The 19,195-nt window shown below is 51.7% G+C and carries 17 protein-coding genes; 15 read left to right on the top strand and 2 right to left on the bottom strand.

Annotated elements, in window-relative coordinates; genetic code table 11:
• Nucleotides 1-16: 16 nt before the first annotated feature.
• From Q9245_RS03710 to Q9245_RS03640, 15 genes are all read left to right on the top strand, one after another.
• On the top strand, nt 17-1,786 hold the full coding sequence (locus tag Q9245_RS03710) for an SLC13 family permease (protein WP_305895891.1): 1,770 nt from the start codon (nt 17-19) through the stop codon (nt 1,784-1,786).
• 145 nt (nt 1,787-1,931) lie between these two features.
• The gene (gene wecA, locus Q9245_RS03705; RefSeq protein ID WP_305895890.1) at nt 1,932-2,990 is read left to right on the top strand and encodes a UDP-N-acetylglucosamine--undecaprenyl-phosphate N-acetylglucosaminephosphotransferase; all 1,059 of its coding nucleotides are present in this window, start codon (nt 1,932-1,934) and stop codon (nt 2,988-2,990) included.
• A 162-nt stretch (nt 2,991-3,152) separates the two neighbouring features.
• Complete coding sequence (locus Q9245_RS03700; protein ID WP_305895889.1) at nt 3,153-3,917, top strand: hypothetical protein; 765 nt, start codon at nt 3,153-3,155, stop codon at nt 3,915-3,917.
• Nucleotides 3,918-3,935: 18 nt separating this feature from the next.
• Entirely contained in the window at nt 3,936-5,270 is a 1,335-nt protein-coding gene (locus Q9245_RS03695) for a lipopolysaccharide biosynthesis protein (RefSeq protein ID WP_371824782.1), read from the top strand.
• 3 nt (nt 5,271-5,273) lie between these two features.
• A complete protein-coding gene (locus tag Q9245_RS03690) occupies nt 5,274-6,428 on the top strand; it encodes an O-antigen ligase family protein (RefSeq protein ID WP_305895888.1) in 1,155 nt (384 codons plus the stop codon).
• A gap of 48 nt (nt 6,429-6,476) precedes the next feature.
• A complete protein-coding gene (locus tag Q9245_RS03685) occupies nt 6,477-7,691 on the top strand; it encodes a glycosyltransferase family 4 protein (protein WP_305895887.1) in 1,215 nt (404 codons plus the stop codon).
• Nucleotides 7,688-8,296 (top strand): sugar transferase, encoded by a 609-nt coding sequence (locus Q9245_RS03680; protein ID WP_305895886.1) that lies wholly within the window; start codon nt 7,688-7,690, stop codon nt 8,294-8,296. Before Q9245_RS03685 ends, Q9245_RS03680 begins: the two co-directional genes overlap by 4 nt.
• A 1-nt stretch (nt 8,297) precedes the next feature.
• Entirely contained in the window at nt 8,298-8,954 is a 657-nt protein-coding gene (locus Q9245_RS03675; protein ID WP_305895885.1) for a NeuD/PglB/VioB family sugar acetyltransferase, read from the top strand.
• A gap of 68 nt (nt 8,955-9,022) precedes the next feature.
• Nucleotides 9,023-10,198, top strand: coding sequence for a DegT/DnrJ/EryC1/StrS aminotransferase family protein (locus tag Q9245_RS03670; RefSeq protein ID WP_305895884.1), 1,176 nt, complete (start codon nt 9,023-9,025; stop codon nt 10,196-10,198).
• Nucleotides 10,199-10,238: 40 nt separating this feature from the next.
• Nucleotides 10,239-12,191, top strand: a complete 1,953-nt coding sequence (locus Q9245_RS03665) for a nucleoside-diphosphate sugar epimerase/dehydratase (protein ID WP_305897162.1) — start codon at nt 10,239-10,241, stop codon at nt 12,189-12,191.
• A gap of 51 nt (nt 12,192-12,242) precedes the next feature.
• Nucleotides 12,243-13,769 carry an MBL fold metallo-hydrolase RNA specificity domain-containing protein gene (locus Q9245_RS03660; protein WP_305895883.1) on the top strand — a complete coding sequence of 509 codons (1,527 nt, stop codon included), beginning with the start codon at nt 12,243-12,245 and terminating at the stop codon, nt 13,767-13,769.
• Between the two features lie 50 nt (nt 13,770-13,819).
• Entirely contained in the window at nt 13,820-15,082 is a 1,263-nt protein-coding gene (gene tviB / locus Q9245_RS03655) for a Vi polysaccharide biosynthesis UDP-N-acetylglucosamine C-6 dehydrogenase TviB (RefSeq protein ID WP_305895882.1), read from the top strand.
• Nucleotides 15,083-15,245: 163 nt separating this feature from the next.
• Nucleotides 15,246-15,617, top strand: a complete 372-nt coding sequence (locus Q9245_RS03650) for a histone-like nucleoid-structuring protein, MvaT/MvaU family (RefSeq protein WP_305895881.1) — start codon at nt 15,246-15,248, stop codon at nt 15,615-15,617.
• 87 nt (nt 15,618-15,704) lie between these two features.
• A complete protein-coding gene (locus Q9245_RS03645) occupies nt 15,705-15,962 on the top strand; it encodes a helix-turn-helix domain-containing protein (RefSeq protein WP_305895880.1) in 258 nt (85 codons plus the stop codon).
• Nucleotides 15,959-17,173 (top strand): type II toxin-antitoxin system HipA family toxin, encoded by a 1,215-nt coding sequence (locus Q9245_RS03640; RefSeq protein ID WP_305895879.1) that lies wholly within the window; start codon nt 15,959-15,961, stop codon nt 17,171-17,173. Before Q9245_RS03645 ends, Q9245_RS03640 begins: the two co-directional genes overlap by 4 nt.
• A gap of 1 nt (nt 17,174) precedes the next feature.
• Here the strand turns inward: Q9245_RS03640 and Q9245_RS03635 are convergent, their stop codons facing one another.
• Nucleotides 17,175-18,128 (bottom strand): sensor domain-containing diguanylate cyclase, encoded by a 954-nt coding sequence (locus tag Q9245_RS03635; protein ID WP_305895878.1) that lies wholly within the window; start codon nt 18,126-18,128, stop codon nt 17,175-17,177.
• A 2-nt stretch (nt 18,129-18,130) separates the two neighbouring features.
• Nucleotides 18,131-19,156 carry a response regulator gene (locus tag Q9245_RS03630; RefSeq protein ID WP_305895877.1) on the bottom strand — a complete coding sequence of 342 codons (1,026 nt, stop codon included), beginning with the start codon at nt 19,154-19,156 and terminating at the stop codon, nt 18,131-18,133.
• Between the last annotated feature and the right edge of the window lie 39 nt (nt 19,157-19,195).

Below are 19,195 nucleotides of genomic sequence, written 5' to 3'. Positions count from 1 at the left end.
TGGAGTGCTTGAACGCATGGAATGGCAGGCCGTTTTTACCCTAATTACGTTGGCAGGGGTGTTAGGTACTTTGGCGTTAACGCGGTTGTCGGCGGATTTGGTGCTGATGGCTGCGCTGGCGTTGCTGCTGGTAAGTGGCGTGCTGGGGCCGATTGAGGCGCTTTCGGGGTTTGCGAACCCGGGGGTGATTACCATTGCCACGTTGTACGTGGTGGCGGCGGGGTTAAAGGAAACTGGTGCAGTTCAATGGATCGCTAGGTTGTTGTTGGGGCACCCGGAAACTCAGCGCGGTGCGCAGCTGAGGATGATTGCTCCGACGGGTGTTCTGAGTGGCTTCATGAACAATACGGCGGTGGTGGCCATGTTCATTCCGGCCATTCAGGATTGGGCTCAGCGCTTGGGTGTGCCGGCTTCTAAGCTCCTGCTTCCCCTGAGTTACGCGGCCATTCTGGGTGGTACGTGTACGCTGATTGGAACCAGTACCAACCTGGTAGTGGACGGCATGTTGCAGAGCCGGCTGGGGATAAACCTTGGACTGTTCGAGCTCGCCTGGGTAGGTGTTCCGTTATTGGTTGTCGGCGGTGCTTTTTTGGTGTTTGTCGGCCACCGGCTGCTGCCAGACCGTGGCGGCTTGAGCGAGGAGCTGGACCAGGTTCGGGAATACGGCGTTGAGGTTCAAGTAGAGGCGCGCGGGCCGCTGTCGGGTAAAACCATTGCCGAGGCGGGTTTGCGAGCACTGACTTACGGCTACTTGACGGAGATTGACAGAGAGGGGCGTTTGATCACGGCGGTAGAGCCAGACCGAACCCTGCAGGCGGGTGATAAATTGTACTTCGTGGGCGCGCCGGAATGTGCCAGTGAATTGCGCCGCATTCAGGGGCTTAAGCCTGCGAACGGTAGTGTGCACAAGTTAGAAGTGCAGAACCACCAGCGCTGTTTGGTCGAGGTGGTTCTGGGGCCTGAGTTCCCGGCGCTGGGCAAGACGATTCGCGACAGCCGTTTTCGTACTCGTTTTAATGCCGTGATTTTTTCAGTGTCCCGAGAAGGGAAGCGGGTGCCCGGTAAGCTGGGTGATATTACGTTCCGCATGGGCGATACCCTGCTTCTGGAAGCCAGCCATCAGTTTGTTGAGCAGTACCGATTTCGTCGAGACTTTCTGCTGGTGAGTGCGCTCAACGATTCTACGCCGCCTGATTTCCGGAAAGCTCCAAGGGCGCTGGGTATTCTCGCGGTCATGGTCGTTCTGAGTGCTTCCGGATTGCTGTCGATTTTGGAATCGGCTTTTTTAGCGTCTGGAGCGATGATTGCAGCCGGTTGCATAACCGCAAGCCGGGCCCGTCGTAGTGTAGATTTACCGGTGCTGGTGGTGATTGCTTCGTCTTTTGCTTTGGGTAATGCGATGACGGAAACGGGGGCGGCTCAATGGGTGGCTGGTGGTTTGCTTGGTTTTGGGCCGCTTACCCCGTGGGTGGCCTTGGCTATGGTGTATGTGCTGACGGCGCTGTTTACCGAAGTGATTACGAACAACGCTGCGGCCGTGCTGATGTTTCCTATCGCCTTGGCTGTTTCGGAGCAATTGGGGGTTAGTTTCTTGCCGTTTGCGGTCGCCGTGATGTTCGCGGCTTCGGCTTCGTTTATTACTCCGTTGGGTTATCAGACGAACCTGATGGTGTACGGGCCAGGGCGCTATCAGTTTATGGATTATATGCGTATTGGTGTGCCTTTGTCGGTGCTGGTGGCGAGTGTGGCGATCGGGTTGATACCTTTGGTTTGGACGTTTGAATGATAGGGCAGCGTTCCTTAGTCGATAGTCATCATATTGCGTTTCAACAAGTGTTATTCTGTGCCGCCATCACCGGTATATCGAATGTTAATGTCGTCTAAAGTGATGTTTTGAGTAGGCGATGTAGAGTCATTCAGGAGAGTTGTCCATGGAAGCGGCTAGTCCGATCGGCCTTATGGCCGTTCTTTTTTCTTATGTATCCCTTTTTCTGCTTCGCCCTGTAGCGCATCATTTGCGGTTGGTGGACACGCCAGACCATCGAAAGTTGCACAAAGGGGCGGTTCCCTTGGTAGGTGGTTTAAGCGCATTCTTGGGTGTTTTTATGGCGTGGGTGATATGGATGCCCGTGCTCAGTGCCCATGGTTTGTTCTTGCTGTGTGCCGCGCTTCTGGTGATTGTGGGGGCGGTGGACGATGCCCGTGATTTGCCGGCTAAATTCCGGTTGGCCATTCAAGTGATTTTGGGGGCTGTGCTGACGTTTGGCTCCGGTATCTCGTTAACAACGTTTGGCGATTTGTTGGGTTTTGGTGCCATCGAATTGGGCATTCTGGGACCGTTAGTGACCATTGCAGCGGTGATTGGCGCGACTAATGCGTTCAATATGGTGGACGGGATTGACGGGTTGGCCGGTAGCTTGTCGTTGGTAGCGTTGGGTTCACTGGCATTGTTGTTTAGCGAATCTTCCGGTTTTTCATCGGAGTTGGCCCTTGCGATGGGTATAGGCTGCGCCTTGGTGCCTTATTTGATGGCGAACCTGAGAATTCCCCCGTTCCGCCGCCGCATTTTTATGGGTGATGCAGGCTCAATGTTTATCGGGTTTGCGGTGGTGTGGATGCTGGTGAATGCTACTCAACCAGATCACACTGCCATGCGCCCGGTGACGGCTTTATGGATTATCGCGATTCCGTTGATGGACATGGTCGCGATTATGTTCCGCCGTGCCCGTAAGGGGCAGTCTGTGATGATGCCGGATAGGGATCATTTGCATCACATCTTTATGCGAGCCGGTTTTACGGATCGTGAGGCGCTTGTGGCTATTACGGTGGTGGCGTTGCTGTTAGCTAGCATCGGGCTGCTAGGCGATTTCTACCATGTGCCTGAGTGGTTTATGTTTGCAGCGTTTCTTGGGTTGTTTGCGGTGTATGACTGGTCGTTGCGGCATGTTTGGCGGCTTTTGGTCGTGTTTCGGGGGCGCGGGACAATTTGAAAAGGCAGGTGTTTGGGGGGAATAAAACGGGGCGTTGTCCCCGTTTTCTTTGTTTTAGGCAAAGCGTAACCGTTCGAAACTGAAAACCCACGCCGAAACGCGTAAAATGCCTGACCCATTGGCATTGGCGCAACCATCTTCAAGGATAAGGTATTGCAGTTTATGGTAGACAAACTAGAGAACCAGGAACCGTGTGTCCGTAGCGAGCTTTCGGTAGTGGATATGGCGGTCACGATTATTCGGCGACGTCGAGCGTTTTTGGTGGCGTCGATCGTTGTATTTTTTGCGGCTCTTGGTTTTGCTGTTTTGCCTGCCGACGAATATGAATATACGAGCTTGGTGCAACTCGCGAAGGATGCTGAAGGTGAGACAATCGAGCCTGTCGATACGTTGGTTGAAACCTTCGAGAGGCGATGGCTTCCGCAAGTGGAACGCTCGTACGAAACGGAATTTGGCGAGATGCCGTTTGAAGTGAACTTCAAGGCTTCGCAATCGGGCGAGGTCATTCGATTGACCACGTTGGCCGCTGACGAATTGAGTAGCAAAGTGGAAGAAGCGCACTCTGAACTGCTCGATGTATTTATGAAGAGACAGGAGTTGCTGGTTAAGAGAAAACAGCAGGTAGCAGCTCGACAGATCCAATCGTTACAGGAGCTTAGGAGTTCATTGGGAGAAGCCCGGCCAAGCTCTGATGCTGATACGTCTTTAGCTGCCCGTATTGCAGAGTTGCAGGTCGATGCGGATGCATTGATTGAAGCGGAAGTTATCGCAGTCAGTAAGCGTAGCTTCCAACCTAAAGGGCCGCATAGATTGTTTATTGTGGCGGTTGGCATCCTCCTCGGTATTGTCATTGGCGTTTTGACGGTGTTGCTTTTAGAGTTTGGTAGCGCCGTTAAGACGCGACTGAGGTCAGGTGAACCTTGCTAGTCATTAGAGACGAGAATCGTGGCTCGATTCGTTAGGGCGTTTGGCGCCAGAGTGGTTTCAGCTGGCGGCAGTCTGGTTATCGTATTGGTTCTGGCCAAGTTTTTTGGTGTAGAAGCGCTAGGGGTTTTTGCGGTTGCCCATGCGTTTTTCGTCGCTGGTTCGCTGGTCGCGACTTGGGGCGCAGGCAATGCGTTAATGAAGTTTGTGGGCGCCGATCGTGTAAGCGCCGGCACTTTGTGCATTGTCGTTTTCGCAATCAAGCGCGCAGTGTGGGTTGGGGGTGTTTTGGGGGCGGTGTTGGCCGCTTCAGCCCCTTGGCTAGCCGACCGTTTCGATATGGCGGAGTTGTCACCCATTCTGATCGGGGTCGCTGTTTCTATTCCGCTGATGGGATTGGTGCGGGTCCTCTCGGGTATATACAAGGGGCTGGGGCGCGCAGACGTCGGGTGCTTATTGGATAATGGCGGCGTCTTGCTGGCAATGTCGTTATTGGCTTTGGCCAGCGTTTGGCAAAGCGGCGAATTTGCAATCACGCTTGCGGTGTCTTACGGGGTTGCGACGCTCGCGTTTCTTGTATTCGGCCTGGTTGGTCTTCTGGGGTACTGGAAGCAATTGATGGCTGCTTCAGCCGAAGGGGATGCCGTCCGTACAGGAGCGCAACGTGAAGACTATAAACGCTATAAAAGTGTTGCCCAAGATTTCCTGTACGTAAATTGTAGCAGCCTCCTGATGCATTCTGGTGCCTTTATCTTGGCTGGTTTATATCTGAGTAAACAGGACGTTGGTTTATTAAAGGCTGCTCAGCAGGTGGCGGTTGCCGTTGAGTTCGTACAAATGGTGCTGAATGCTATCTATCCGCCGAAGTTCGCTCGGGCATGGGCTAAGCGTAATACCGCCGAACTACGGTCGTTAGTGCATAATTGTTTTGTGTTGGGTTTTTGGGGCGCTTTCCCGTTTTACATTGTGATTACTTTGTGGCCCGGGGAGGTGTTGAGTTTGCTTGATAGGGGCCTGGCACAAGGCGGGGGCGTGTTGATACTCGTCGCCACGGGGCAGATGATCAATGTGTTAACTGGCCCCGGAGCTCAACTCTTGGGAATGACCGACTATTCCCGCCGGATGCGGAATATTTCGATTGCCTCTTACGTTTTGTCCTTCTTAGTGATGACCCCGTTGATCGATGCGTTTTCTGTGGAAGGTGGCGCGATTGCGTTGCTGTTGTTTATCGCTCTTCCAAACGTTATCGCCTTATATTACGCCACTAAGCTGGTAAGTATCAGAGTTGTTCCAAGTTTTCGGGATTTCTGGGGGATCACCAAGCGCTGCGTTGCAATCAATCAAGGGCGTACTTAAAGCATGATATTCATTGAACGGAATAGTCTGCTGGTTTTTCTGGGAGCTTTCTTTTTTTATGTTCTCATGGCATTTGGCGGTTTTTTCTCGTTTTTGTCACAGTATGTTTTCTTTTCACTATCTGTATTGTTGATTTTTTTTGCCTCGGTGTTTTTTTATCTGCTTAAGTCTCGTGGATCTGAGTTTGGTTTCGTCTTTTATGTGTTACTTGTATTTAGTGTTTTTTTGCTGATCGGTGCAATTCGGAGCTACGAGCCCGTTTACGCGTTAGAGAAGTTCGATGCTTTCATTGTTGTGACCTTAATTGCGAGTATTCTATCCGGAAAACTGATATCAAATTACGGTCAATATCGATTCTGGCATTGTTATCTGCTTGTTTCGATGGCGATTCTCGCGATGACCATCGTGTTCAAGTTGAAGTTTGGGTTAATGGATCGTGATGTTCGTTTCTTTCTGAACGGTCCGATCGTTTTTGGTTGGTTGATGGGGTTTGCCGCGCTGGTGTCCTACGTAAATTTTCTTCGGCGACAGAAGTTGCACCTGCTTCTGGCAACGGCGCTGTTTTCATTGGCGGTGGTTTGGACAGCGTCGAAGGGGCCGCTTGTAGCCTTGGCTTTTGTCTTCTTGTATTTTTCTTTGGCCCACCGAATTGGCCGGCGTTATCTACTGCTGGGTGGTTTTTTGGCGATAGGTGTCGCAGTAGTTTTCTTTGATGTGTTATGGGCGGCGTTTTTGGATTCACGATTTTCCGGTGTGTATAGACTAGCGCAAGCAGATGTAACTCAGTCTGACTGGGGCTCTATCGGAATCCGACAGGCGATGTTGTTTGATTCCTTAGCTAAAATTTTGGAGTTCCCTCTCCTTGGTATCGGTTTGGGAAATTATCAGTACGATGTATTGTTTTATCCACACAATGAACATTTGGAAGTGTTTTTAGAGCTGGGTGTATTTGCGGGATTTTTTCACGTTTTGGTCGTGATGTGGATGCTGGTGAAAAGTAACGTAGAGTACAGAGGCTATATTTTGTTTTTTGTGTTGTGTACGTCGTTTAGTGGCGATATAGGCTACCTTCGGTTCGTTTATTTGTTTGGGTTTTTGGGCGTTATTCTTCGCCACCCCTTACGTTATAAAAAACGGAAAATGTTAAATCATGCATGAAAGTGCTGTCTTACAGATGGTGCCAATTTACCGGATAGGTTTGGCTAAATGAGAATTGTTTACCTGCATCAGTATTTTAATACTCCGGATATGGTCGGGGGCACCCGGTCATATGAAATGGCTCGCCGGATGGTGAAGGCCGGCCACCAAGTGGACATGGTTACTTCAAGAACTGACAATGCTTTCACGGGTAACGAGTGGGTGCGGGAAACCATTTCGGGTATTAACGTTCATTGGTTGCCGGTTCAATACAACAATTCAATGAGTATTGCGCGGCGACTTCTCGCATTTACGGAGTTTGCTCGAAAGGCCGGAGCCTATGCGGCGAAGTTAGAGGCTGATGTTGTTTTTGCATCCAGTACGCCTCTCACGATAGCGCTTCCAGGCGTGCGCGCCAGCCGAAAGCGAAAAGTCCCGCTGGTTTTTGAAGTCAGGGATCTGTGGCCGGAAGTGCCGATTGCGATGGGAGCACTTCGTCTACCAGGGAGCGCTTTCCTCGCTAAGCGGCTTGAAAAATGGGCGTATGAGAATTCTGAGAGGATTATTGCTTTATCACCCGGTATGCGCGAAGGGGTGATCAACGCGGGCATTGATCCCGCCAAAGTTTCTTGCATACCCAATAGTGCGGATATTGATTTGTTTAACTGCGCCCCGTCGGTTGGTGAGGGTTTTAGGGCCAGTCGCCCTTGGCTTGGAGAGCGCCCCCTTGTTTTGTACGCCGGGACTTTTGGCCGTGTAAACGGGGTAGATTACATGGTGAAGCTTGCCGAGAAGATGCTGGGCATTAACTCTGACGTGCGTTTTCTCGCGGTTGGAGCCGGAGCTGAATGGGATAGCGTGCGGAACCTGGCGAGTGCTTCCGGTGTGCTCGATGTCAATTTCTTCATGGAAAGCGCGGTGCCTAAGAAAGAGGTTGCTCAAATGTTCTCTGCGGCGACAATATGCTGTTCTTGGGTGATCGGGATGGAGGAGCTTTGGAAGAATAGTGCGAACAAGGTTTTTGATGCCATGGCCGCAGCCAAACCCGTTGCTATAAACCACGGAGGGTGGCAAAAACAACTCATTGAAGATCACGGCATTGGCGTGGCTCTGCCGACTGAAGTCAGTGATGCGGCGGCTATAAAGTTAAATGAGTTTTTGCTGCAACCCGCGCTGGTTGAGTCTGCCGGACAAGCGGCATTTAAGCTAGCTGAGGCTGAGTTTTCTAGGGATATACTGGCCAAGCGCCTAATCGGCGTTCTTGGAGAGGCAGTTGAGTCGTGATTAAGCGTGCGTTTGATGTTGTTGTTTCTGGGGGAGCCCTGCTGGTTCTGTTTCCTCTTCTAATGATTCTTGCGGTTGTTGTTGCCTCTAAGTTAGGCCGACCTGTGTTGTTTTCGCAGTCGCGCCCAGGGTTGGGAGGCAAGCCTTTTCGTATGGTGAAGTTTCGCACGATGACGGATCAGCGGGATGCGAATGGCGAGTTGCTACCGGATTCGGAGCGAATGACCGGCTTCGGCCGTTTTTTGCGCTCGACGAGCCTTGATGAGCTTCCGGAACTTTGGAATGTCTTGAAAGGTGATATGAGCCTTGTTGGGCCAAGGCCGTTATTGATGAGCTATTTGTCGCTGTATTCCGAAGAGCAATACCGTCGCCACGATGTTCGCCCTGGTGTGACGGGTTGGGCACAGATAAATGGCCGTAATGCGATCTCTTGGGAAGAGAAATTCAAGCTGGATGTATGGTATGTGGACCACCGGTCGTTCTGGCTGGATTTAAAGATACTGTTTTTGACCGTGAAAAAGGTTCTCGTGCGAGATGGAATTAGTGGTGAGGGTGAAGTTACTATGGCACCTTTTACCGGTAGCGAAAAAAAGGATATGAAGTGATATGGCCCAAACACTGGTAGGAATTTACGGTGCAAGCGGGCTAGGACGCGAAGTCTTGCCCTTGGCCCGCGCACAGCTGCACGCAGTCGATGCTGATTTGGTTTTTGTAGACGACGGTGACGTGGGTGCTTCGGTTAACGGCTATAGGGTTCTGAGTTACGAACAGTTTTTGGCTTCGGATGCACCGGGTAAGCAGATTGTTTTTGCGATTGCTGATGGAAAGATCAGAGAGTTGCTCGCACAAAAGTGTGCCAACGATGGTGTTTCTGTGCTTTCAGTGAAAGCTGACAATGTGGTTGTGCTTGACGATGTATCAATCGGAGAGGGAGCGATCCTTTCTCATTTTACGCAGCTTACTTCCAATATTCGCATTGGTAAGCATTTTCACGCGAATATTTACAGCTATGTAGCCCATGATTGTGTGATTGGGGATTATGTGACTTTTGCTCCATCCGTTCGCTGTAATGGCAACATAATGATTGAAGATCATGCATATATTGGAACAGGGGCTATCATCAAGCAGGGTGCCCCTGATAAGCCACTGGTCATTGGCCGAGGTGCCGTTGTTGGTATGGGGGCAGTAGTTACAAAGGATGTCCCGCCGGGGGTTACTGTGGTTGGCAACCCTGCTAAGGTATTTGCGCCCCGAAAATCGTAAAGTGCGCCTCTGCATTCAATCTTAAATGGTTGTCTCATTATTCAATCTCGAAATAGAACTAATTAATCATGCTGAACGGACCGTTTTCCCCTTGGCCATCTTTTACCGAAGAAGAGGCCAATGCTGTACGCGATGTGCTGTTGTCTAATAAGGTTAATTACTGGACTGGGCAGGAGTGTAGTGAGTTCGAGCGAGAATTTGCGGCTTTTGCAGACGCAGGACACGCCATTGCGGTGGCTAATGGTACGGTGGCACTGGACTTGGCGTTGAAGGGGCTGGGTATTGGTCCGGGAGATGAGGTTGTGGTTACACCACGAACTTTTCTTGCATCCGTTTCAAGTATTGTGACGGCAGGAGCCAACCCGGTGTTCGCGGATGTCGATCGGGACAGCCAGAACATTACGCCTGAAACCGTACGTGATGTGATAACTCCGCGTACCAAGGCTATCGTGTGCGTTCACTTGGCGGGTTGGCCTTGTGACATGGATGGCTTTATGGCCTTAGCAGATGAGCATGGCCTTTATGTGATCGAAGACTGTGCCCAGGCCCATGCTGCTCGATATAAAAATCGCTCAGTTGGAGCTCTTGGCCACGTGGGATGTTGGTCGTTCTGTCAGGATAAAATCATGACGACTGGCGGCGAAGGCGGCATGGTAACGACTAATGACAAGGCTTTGTGGAAGCGTATGTGGGCCTTCAAAGATCACGGGAAAAGCTGGGATGCTGTTTACGAACGCGAGCATCCACCTGGCTTCAGATGGTTGCATGAAAGCTTTGGTACGAACTGGCGAATGACCGAAATGCAGGCTGTGATTGGTCGTATCCAGTTGCGGAGGATGGGGGAGTGGCATCATCAGCGTATGCGCTATGCAGAGCAGATCTGGAGCACTGCTCGAACACTCCCGGGCTTGCGAGTTCCGGAGGTTGGAGCGTTTGTCGAGCATGGTGCCTACAAAATCTATGTGTTCGTCGAGCCTGAAAAATTAGCCGAAGGCTGGAGTCGTGATCGCATCCAGCAAGCCATTGCCGATGCCGGTGTGCCTTGTTTCTCTGGTTCTTGTTCGGAAGTTTACTTAGAAAAAGCATTCGACAATACCGGATTGCGCCCCGAACAGCGTTTGCCTGTTGCCCAGGAGTTGGGGGAAACCAGCTTGATGTTTTTGGTGCACCCAACGCTTACAGCGCAGGAAATCGAGAAAACTTGCCGCGTATTACAGGGTGTGATGGCAGAAGCAGCTGAATGAGTCGGCGTGTTTTAAAGGAGTGTAGACAGTGAAAAACAGGATGATTAACAAGGTTCTGCACTTTTCTCGGCCAACGAAGCGAGCAATTTCCGTGGTGACGGACATTGTGTTGCTGTTAATGGCGGCCTGGGCTGCCTTTGCATTGCGGTTTGAGAGCCTTTCATGGGTGCCTACCGGGTATCAGTTGTCTGCCGCTAGTGCAACGGTACTCTTTACCATTGTGGCTTTCGTGAAACTCGGTTTGTATCGCGCAGTTATTCGATATCTGAGTGAGTACGCCTTCCTCGCCATCCTTGTGGGCGTGGTTATATCCAGCATTTCGTTAATTGTTTTTGGGTTTCTATTTCAAGCTTTGGTGCCGCGTTCGGTGCCTGTTTTATATGGCGCGTTTGCGTTTTTATTGGTTGGTGGAACTCGGTTTGCGGTGAGAAGTATTGTTCGCCGACCTGGGCGGAGCTCGAAGGAGCCCGTACTGATTGTAGGAGCCGGTCCAAAGGGAATGCAGCTGGCTTCCGCGCTTGCACAAGGCGTTGAGTTTAGACCTGTCGGTTTCGTCTCTTTGGTTGCGTCAAACCATAAATCGCTAATTGGAAACCTTCCCGTTTTTTCTATCGCGCATATTGAAAAGGCTGTTCGCAAGCAGGACGCGTCTCGAGTGTTGCTTGCCCTTGAAGATAGCGCGCCGGTGAACCGTAAGCAGTTAATGCAGGTTCTTGAACAGTTGTCTGTACCCGTTCAAACCGTTCCTTCTATGTCGGAGCTAGTGGCGGGGCAAGCCCGGATTAATGACATTCGAGACTTGGAAATTGAAGACCTTTTAGGGCGGGATCCGGTTCGCCCCGATGCCGCTGCTGTTACGGAAAGCCTCTTTGGAAAATCTGTGCTTGTGACTGGCGCCGGGGGTTCTATTGGTTCGGAGCTATGCAGGCAGATATTAAAGCACAGGCCAAAAACGTTGGTGCTGTTTGAGCAATCTGAGTTTTCACTGTACTCGATTGAACGCGAACTCAGGACAATTAACCAGATTGAAGGATTGAATGTTTCGTTGCATGCGGTTCTGGGCAATGTAGTACATCGTCGCCGGTGTGAGACCGTTATGCGCACGTTTGGCGTTCAGGCGGTCTATCATGCAGCAGCCTACAAGCATGTGCCGCTCGTTGAGCACAATGTCATTGAAGGTGTCCAAAATAACGTATTTGGTACCTGGCATGCGGCGGAAGCAGCTATTGCGGCCGGCGTTGAGCGTTTTGTGCTGATTTCTACCGACAAAGCGGTGCGCCCGACCAATGTTATGGGCGCCAGTAAGCGCTTGGCTGAATTGGTGCTGCAGGGCTTAGCACAGCATCAGAGCAAAACGGTATTTTCTATGGTGCGTTTTGGCAACGTGCTGGGGTCTTCCGGCTCGGTTGTTCCGCTGTTTCGTGATCAGATCCGTGACGGTGGGCCGGTGACGGTCACGCACAAGGATATCATCCGTTACTTCATGACCATTCCGGAAGCAAGCCAGTTGGTGCTTCAGGCCGGTAGTATGGGAAAGGGTGGTGAAGTGTTTGTGCTGGACATGGGGGAGCCCGTAAAGATCGCCGATCTGGCCCGCAAGATGATTCATTTGATGGGGCTTACAGAAAAGAACGACGAGAATCCTTCTGGCGATATTGAGATTGTTTATTCGGGATTACGCCCGGGCGAGAAACTGTTTGAGGAACTGTTGATCGGCGATGACCCGCAGGGTACCGAGCACCCGCGCATCATGATGGCCAGGGAGGTCTCAATGCCTTGGGCTGAGCTGCGCGACTTGTTGGATAAGCTTGCCGAGGCGAGCCGTGAATTTGACTGTGGCCGGATTGTAACGATGTTGCGTGAAGCGCCAACAGGATATTCGCCCAATGGGGACGTGGTTGATTTGGTGTGGTGCAACGGCAGTCATGATCAAGCTGGCTTGGATGCTGGCAGCGCTAAGGTGCATCATTTCCCTGGCGTTAATCAGCACTGAGTGAAACAGTGAAAGCGTGCAGGGGATTCGTTTTACAACAAGGATTGTTGGATGATTAATACAAGCCACCACGGAGCGGTGAACGGCGTAACCGGCTCCTGCCATGAACTCTCTTTAATCTCGGATGACCACCGTTCTAAAAATGCAATCCTCGTAGACTGCGGCCTGTTCCAAGGCCGCGAATCCAAAGGCCACTCGACCGCTGAAGATCTAGTAATAGATTTCCCCATCGCTCACATCCGCGCCTTGGTGGTCACCCACGTTCATATTGACCACGTTGGCCGAATTCCCTACTTGTTAGCCGCGGGGTTTGACGGCCCGATTATTTGCTCCGAACCTTCAGCCGTAATGCTTCCCGAGATTCTGGGAGATGCGCTGAAAATAGGCTTCACCCGGGACCGCCGGTTAATTGAGCGTGTTTTGTGCGTTATTCGCGAGCGCTTGGTGCCAGTGCCTTATAACCAGTGGCATAGGGTATTCGAAGAACCTGACCGTTCTTTGTCGGTGCGATTGCAAAGGGCAGGGCATATCTTAGGCTCGGCTTATGTGGAGTGTGATGCCCGGGTTGGCGGGCTTGAAGAGCGAATCGTGTTTAGCGGCGATCTCGGTGCACCGCATTCGCCTTTGCTACCGGAACCTGCTTCCCCGGAGCGTGCTGACCGCCTGGTGATTGAAAGCACCTACGGTGACAAAAATCATGAAGACCGTGAGACACGCCGGTATCGTTTGAAGGCGGTGTTGGGGCACGCGCTGCGGGATGGCGGTACGGTGTTGATTCCGGCGTTCAGTATTGGGCGCACTCAGGAGCTTCTCTATGAGATCGAAGGCCTGATCGCGGAGTTTGGTGGCGAGGAGCTTGGAGTTGGTGCGATTGGGGTCGGTTCTCGTGGGGACCGACCCCGTAGCGAGAGCGTGCAGTCTACAAAGGGGTCTGACCCCTCGGGGTCAGACCCCACCCAAAGCCAGACCTGGGGCAACCTCGAAGTAGTGGTTGACTCCCCGCTGGCCGCCGAATTCACCAACATCTACCGCCAACTTAAGCCGTTCTGGGATGAAGAAGCCCAAACGCTCGTAAAATCGGGCCGCCACCCGCTGTCGTTCGAGCAGCTAACGGTAATCAATTCTCACGATGACCACCTGAATGCCGTAGAATACCTCGCCAAATCTCACCGCCCCTGTGTGGTATTGGCCGGTTCTGGTATGTGCGCCGGTGGCCGGGTGGTGAATTATCTAAAAGCCATGCTGGGCGATGAGCGTAACGATGTGTTATTCGTTGGCTATCAGGCTGCCGGCACACCCGGGCGGGATATTCTCACCCATGGCCCGAAAGGCGGCTGGGTTGAGCTGGATGGGAAGCGTTACGACATCCACGCCAAAGTGCATCAGGTAAGCGGTTATTCCGCCCACGCCGGGCAAGACGATTTATTGCGGTTTATTGACGGCATTCCAGTACCGCCCAAAGAAATTCGCATCGTACACGGGGATGACGATGCAAAGGCAGCGTTCAAGCGAGAACTAGAAACTCGCCTGCCCAACACACAAATTTTAATACCTGGGGTCAGACCCCCAGACATTTGACCGATTAAAATGTATCCGGGGTCTGACCCCAATCATGGTTTGGAGGAGTGATGAAGAAGATTGCGGTTGTAGGTTTGGGCTATGTGGGTTTACCGCTGGCTGCAGCGTTTGGTGAGAAGCGTGAGGTGGTGGGTTTTGATATCAACACCAAGCGTATTGAAGAGCTGAAGGATGGCGTGGATTTCACTCGTGAGCTGTCCAGCGAAGAGTTGGCAACCGCAACGCAGTTGACGTTTACCGATTCGGTGGAAGGGATTGCGGATTGTCAGGTTTATATCGTGACGGTACCGACTCCGATTGATGAATTTAAAACTCCGGACCTGACCCCACTCGTCAAAGCCAGTGAGACCGTCGGTAAGGTGCTAAAACAAGGCGACATCGTTATTTACGAATCCACGGTGTACCCAGGAGCTACCGAAGAAGTATGTGTGCCGGTATTGGAAAAAGTATCTGGCCTTGCGTTCAATAAAGACTTCTTTGGTGGTTATAGCCCCGAGCGAATCAACCCGGGTGATAAAGCGCACCGCGTTACGACCATTATGAAAGTAACGTCTGGCTCTACGCCGGAAATTGCTGACGAAGTGGATGCCTTGTATGCCGATATCATTACCGCCGGCACCCATAAAGCCAGTTCCATTAAAGTGGCAGAAGCCGCGAAGGTGATTGAAAACACGCAGCGGGATTTGAACATTGCGCTGATGAATGAGCTTTCTATGATCTTCGCGAAGCTGGGTATTGATACCCATGAAGTATTGGCCGCAGCAGGAACTAAATGGAACTTCTTGCCATTTAAGCCGGGTTTGGTGGGTGGCCATTGTATTGGTGTGGACCCGTATTATTTGACCCATAAAGCTCAGGCTATTGGTTATCATCCGGAAATCATTCTGGCTGGCCGTCGTGTTAACGACAATATGGGGCCTTATGCGGCTTCTGAGTTGGTTAAATCGATGATTAAGAATGGCCAAGCGGTTTCTGGCGCCAAAGTGTTGGTGATGGGGCTGACGTTTAAAGAGAACTGCCCGGATTTGCGCAATACCCGTGTCGTGGATGTGATCGAAGAACTAAAAGACTATAACTGCGAAGTACACGTAACCGATTGCTGGGCAGACAATGCCGAAGCGGAAGAAGAATACGGTATTTCTTTGGTGGATAAGCCGGAAAGCGGATATTACGACGCCGTGTTCCTGGCGGTGCCACACAATGAATATGCGGCCATGAGCGCGCAGCAGTTGAGAGCTTATACAAAAGATAACGGTATTCTTTTTGATCTGAAAGGTGTGTTGCCTTTGGGAGAAGCCGATATTCGGCTGTAATAATCGGATTTGTTTTTAATTTAAAAGCCGACCATTGTGTCGGCTTTTTTTATGATCTTTAATTAATTTTCTTTACGAGTGCCACACTTATTTATTACTATGCAGCCTGACTTTCCGGTCATGTTTTTTTTGTTTAAATCATCCGATATAAGGCCTTACTTTCATGGCGAAGATCAACGATTACTATCAGAAAAAACAGCTTATGGAAAAGCTTGCGGCAGAGCTGGAGCAGCTCGAAAACGACCAGGCGCTTAAGCGCGAGTTGGAATTTGAAAATAAAGTTCGTGATTTGATGACCGAATACGATAAGTCACCAAAGCATGTATTGCAGATTCTTGCCGCGATTGATCCTTCTATTGCCGGCGCAAAAGCGGAAACAGCCACAGGTACTCGTGCCAAGCGCCCGATGAAAACCTATAAAAACCCGCATACCGGTGAAGTGGTGAAAACCCGCGGCGGTAACCACAAAACTCTGAACGAGTGGCGTGAGAAGCACGGTAAAGAAGCGGTTCAGAGCTGGCAGCAGCAGGACTGATCAAAACCCTGCCGTTTGGTATCTGGCAAAAGTGTGAATATACGCTACAATCAATGCTAGTTATGCAGATTTGTGGAGTATATTCACATGACCCTTCTTGATCTCGGCCCTTACATCCGTGCAGAGCGAAAGCGTGCAGGACTTTCCATGCAGGCATTGGCCGAAATGGCTGGGGTTGACCGCACGACACTCTCAAAGCTGGAAAACCAACGCCTTCCCGAGATGGGCTATGCAAAGCTAGAGCGTTTGCTGGCAGCGTTAAATCTGGAATTTTCTATCCGCCCCATTGGTGGGCTCCCTACCTTAAAGGATTTGCAGCGTGAACGTGCAGGAGGTGACGAGTGAGCTCACTTCGCCGGGCGGCTGTGGAGGTTTCCGGCCAAGAAATTGGGGACTTGTTTTCTCCCGGGCGACCTGAACCCACGATCTTCGGTTATCGTGACAATGTCGTTGATGAGCTCGCAGTCTCCGTTACGATGCCCGTTGACGGGTCGAGCTATTCATACGATGGACTTCACCCGATCTTTGCCCAGAATCTTCCTGAAGGATATCTGGGTGATGTGATTCGAAAGCATATTGCAAAGATTTACGGCACCGGCGATTTAACGGTCCTTACCGCTCTGGGCCGACACCAGGTTGGGCGAGTGGTGGTGGCCGGGCCAACGTCTGGCGCAGGTGAGGGTGATACTGCTGGCGAGTCGTTAGCCGGGTTGCTGGCTGCGGATGATGGTTCGCTCTTTGAAGAGCTGGTTGAGAAATATGCTTTGCGTTCCGGTATTTCCGGTGTTCAGCCTAAGGTCTTGGTGCCCGCGCGCGTTTCTGAAAAATCCACCCTTCGAACCGAGGGGTACATTGTAAAAACGTGGGGCGATGATTATCCCCAGTTGGCGGCTAATGAATTCTTTTGTATGACGTTAGCAAAGGGGTGTGGGCTGCCGGTGCCGGATTTTTATTTGTCCGATAATGGTCGGCTATTTATTATGTCGCGCTTCGATCGGTGTTCGGGTGGTGTTTGGCTCGGTTTTGAAGATGCCTGCGTACTTCAGGGGTTGCTTCCGGAAGACAAATATTCGGGCAGCTACGAGAAACTTGCTAAAACCTTTTCACGTTATCTCTCTCCTCAACACCGTCGCCAAGGTTTACGCTGGTTATTTATGTCGGTGGCACTGTCTTGGGCAGTGCGTAATGGCGATGCTCATTTAAAGAATTTCGGGCTTTTATATCGGGAACCCTTTACCGAGCGTTGGTTAGCGCCTACTTACGATATCGTTTCAACGATACCCTATCTGAAACATGACGTGCCGGCGCTGACATTAGCGGGCCGGAAGGTATGGTGGCCGGTCGATTATCTCAGGAGATATGGCCGTCAATCGTGTGGTTTGACGACCAAAGAAATTTCGGAAGATTTGAGCCTGCTTGCGGGCAAACTTAGAGAAGTTGCAGGGCAGATTGAGGTCTACTGTGAAAAGTCGCCAGCTTTCTCTGATATCGGCGGAGCTATGGCCAAGCTTTTCCGGGAAAGTAGTACTGAAATTAACTCAGGGGTAAGGCCCTGACTTAATAGATAACCACCTTATTACGTCCCCCTTCTTTAGCCCGATACAGCGCCTTATCCGCCTGTTGCATCCACTGCATATAATTCTCCGGTTCCCCCCCTAATTGCGCGATACCCATGCTGATGGTGTATTGAATATCACCCGCCGTGGTGTTGACCCTACTTTGTGCAATGGTTTCCCGTATGCGCTCACATAGAATGCGCGCGTTCTCTGCATCGGTTTCCGGCAGGATGAGGCCGAATTCTTCCCCGCCGTAACGCCCGGCGGAATCGGATTGGCGGATGCTGTCGCGGGTGACTTGTGCGGTGTGGCGGATCACATCATCTCCGGCCAGGTGGCCGTAGGTATCGTTCACTGATTTGAAGTGGTCGATGTCGAACATCACCAGGGTGGTGGTTTGGCCGTAGCGGCCGTAACGTTCGAATTCTGCATCCACCAGGTTTTCCCAGGTGCCTCGGTTAAGCAAGCCGGTTAATCGGTCGGTCATGCTTAATTTGGCCAATTGCTCGTTCGCCCGTTCCAGCGCCCGTTTGCTGCTGGCGAATTCGGTGACGTCGTAAATCAGCAGGCAGACTTTATCGACTTTGCCGGTTGAATTGGTGAGCGGGCTGATGGTCAGGTTTTGATACATGAACTCTTCGGTGCCCGTGATGGGGCGGGCATTGCGAAACCGGAACAGGTACGGGCGTTGTTCCCACGAGGTGAAGGCGCGGGTGTTCAGTGTGGTAACGGCATCCACTTTGCGGGTGAGCCAGGCTTTGGGGATGTCGGGAAAGGTGGTAAAGATCTGCTGACCCCGAATTTGGGTGGCGGTGATGCCGCTGTGGTTTTCCATAAAACCATTCCACGCCTGCACGCGGAAATCGAGGTCCAGTACCACCAGGCCGACTTCGACGGTTTCGATCATGTCGGCCAGCCAGTGGAAGGCGTCTACGTTGTCTGAGTCAAAAGCCATGGTCAATCCACCAAATATTCGAGACGTTTTTCCAGAAAGGGCACGGAGTCTTCGGTAAACAGCACCAGCATGTCACAGCGAATATCCCTGTTTTCGATGGTGTAGCAGATCTCTAAGCACAGCAACTGTTCTTCCCGGCTGCTGTGGTGCTCCAGCAGTTCGTTGATAGGGCGGTGTTGGCCCAGTACGGTCGGGTGGCTCAGGCCGAGCTTGATATCGAGCTGGTCACTCACGCCGTTCAGGAAAGCCCCAAACAGGATGCTGGACATGTCCATCAACACTTCCACATCAATGGCGTCGCCTTCTACGCCTTCGTAATGAAGCAGCTCGGCCATTTCCTCGAAGCTGGCGTCATCGAATAAAAGCAGCGCTTCACCAGCCAGGCCCGAGCCGGTGAACCCCTGACACACGGCCGAAAAGGTATTGCCGGCCTCGGCAGAGAAAATTGCCATGTGAAGCTCGGAGCTGGCGATAAAAGCGACTTTCGGAACGGGCTGTTTGACGAACACCCGCAGCAACCGCGCCAGAAGATCAGACGACCGGCCCATGGCAACGTTGGCGGTTTCTTGCAGGTATTCCGTGAGGCTGACGGAAATTTCCGGGGTGTGGCTTGGTTTGGAAAAAGAAGGGCTTGTTGCTGCCAACGCAGAAAGTTCTTCCGGCCGGAAAAAGCCGTATTCCTGAAGCAGGTCTGCCACAAGCTCGGTGCTGGTCGGTTTTTTGATGAAATCGATGGCACCCAGTTTGCGCACCCGTTCCCGAGCTTCAGGTTGGATATCACCAGACACCACGATGGTGAGCACCGGAAGGTCTTCTTTACGAATCCGTTCTAACACCTGATACCCGTCTGGCCCCGGCATGTTCAGGTCAAGAAACAAAAGCTCCGCTTCGCCTTTGCGTAGAACGGCAAGGGCTTCTTCGCCATCTTGGGCAAACAGCACGCTGTCTACCAAGCCAGTCGGCAGTGCGCGGGCCATTTGCTTGCGGGCTAGCGCGGAGTCATCGCATATCAGGATTTTGGTGTTCATGATGTGTAGTGTGGTGCCGGAACCGTAGAGTGACAAGAG

Source organism: Marinobacter sp. MDS2, from assembly GCF_030718085.1.
Classification (GTDB): Bacteria; Pseudomonadota; Gammaproteobacteria; order Pseudomonadales; family Oleiphilaceae; genus Marinobacter.
The sequence above is the reverse complement of the archived record's forward strand: the minus strand, read 5'-3'. Positions and strand labels throughout refer to the sequence as shown.

Coding starts and splice junctions, on each gene's coding strand:
- Q9245_RS03665 (WP_305897162.1), top strand. CDS start 10,239: ATGATTAACAAGGTTCTGCACTTTTCTCGGCCAACGAAGCGAGCAATT.
- Q9245_RS03710 (WP_305895891.1), top strand. CDS start 17: ATGGAATGGCAGGCCGTTTTTACCCTAATTACGTTGGCAGGGGTGTTA.
- Q9245_RS03670 (WP_305895884.1), top strand. CDS start 9,023: ATGCTGAACGGACCGTTTTCCCCTTGGCCATCTTTTACCGAAGAAGAG.
- Q9245_RS03635 (WP_305895878.1), bottom strand. CDS start 18,128: ATGGCTTTTGACTCAGACAACGTAGACGCCTTCCACTGGCTGGCCGAC.
- Q9245_RS03660 (WP_305895883.1), top strand. CDS start 12,243: ATGATTAATACAAGCCACCACGGAGCGGTGAACGGCGTAACCGGCTCC.
- Q9245_RS03630 (WP_305895877.1), bottom strand. CDS start 19,156: ATGAACACCAAAATCCTGATATGCGATGACTCCGCGCTAGCCCGCAAG.
- tviB (WP_305895882.1), top strand. CDS start 13,820: ATGAAGAAGATTGCGGTTGTAGGTTTGGGCTATGTGGGTTTACCGCTG.
- Q9245_RS03675 (WP_305895885.1), top strand. CDS start 8,298: ATGGCCCAAACACTGGTAGGAATTTACGGTGCAAGCGGGCTAGGACGC.
- wecA (WP_305895890.1), top strand. CDS start 1,932: ATGGAAGCGGCTAGTCCGATCGGCCTTATGGCCGTTCTTTTTTCTTAT.
- Q9245_RS03700 (WP_305895889.1), top strand. CDS start 3,153: ATGGTAGACAAACTAGAGAACCAGGAACCGTGTGTCCGTAGCGAGCTT.
- Q9245_RS03690 (WP_305895888.1), top strand. CDS start 5,274: ATGATATTCATTGAACGGAATAGTCTGCTGGTTTTTCTGGGAGCTTTC.
- Q9245_RS03650 (WP_305895881.1), top strand. CDS start 15,246: ATGGCGAAGATCAACGATTACTATCAGAAAAAACAGCTTATGGAAAAG.
- Q9245_RS03645 (WP_305895880.1), top strand. CDS start 15,705: ATGACCCTTCTTGATCTCGGCCCTTACATCCGTGCAGAGCGAAAGCGT.
- Q9245_RS03685 (WP_305895887.1), top strand. CDS start 6,477: ATGAGAATTGTTTACCTGCATCAGTATTTTAATACTCCGGATATGGTC.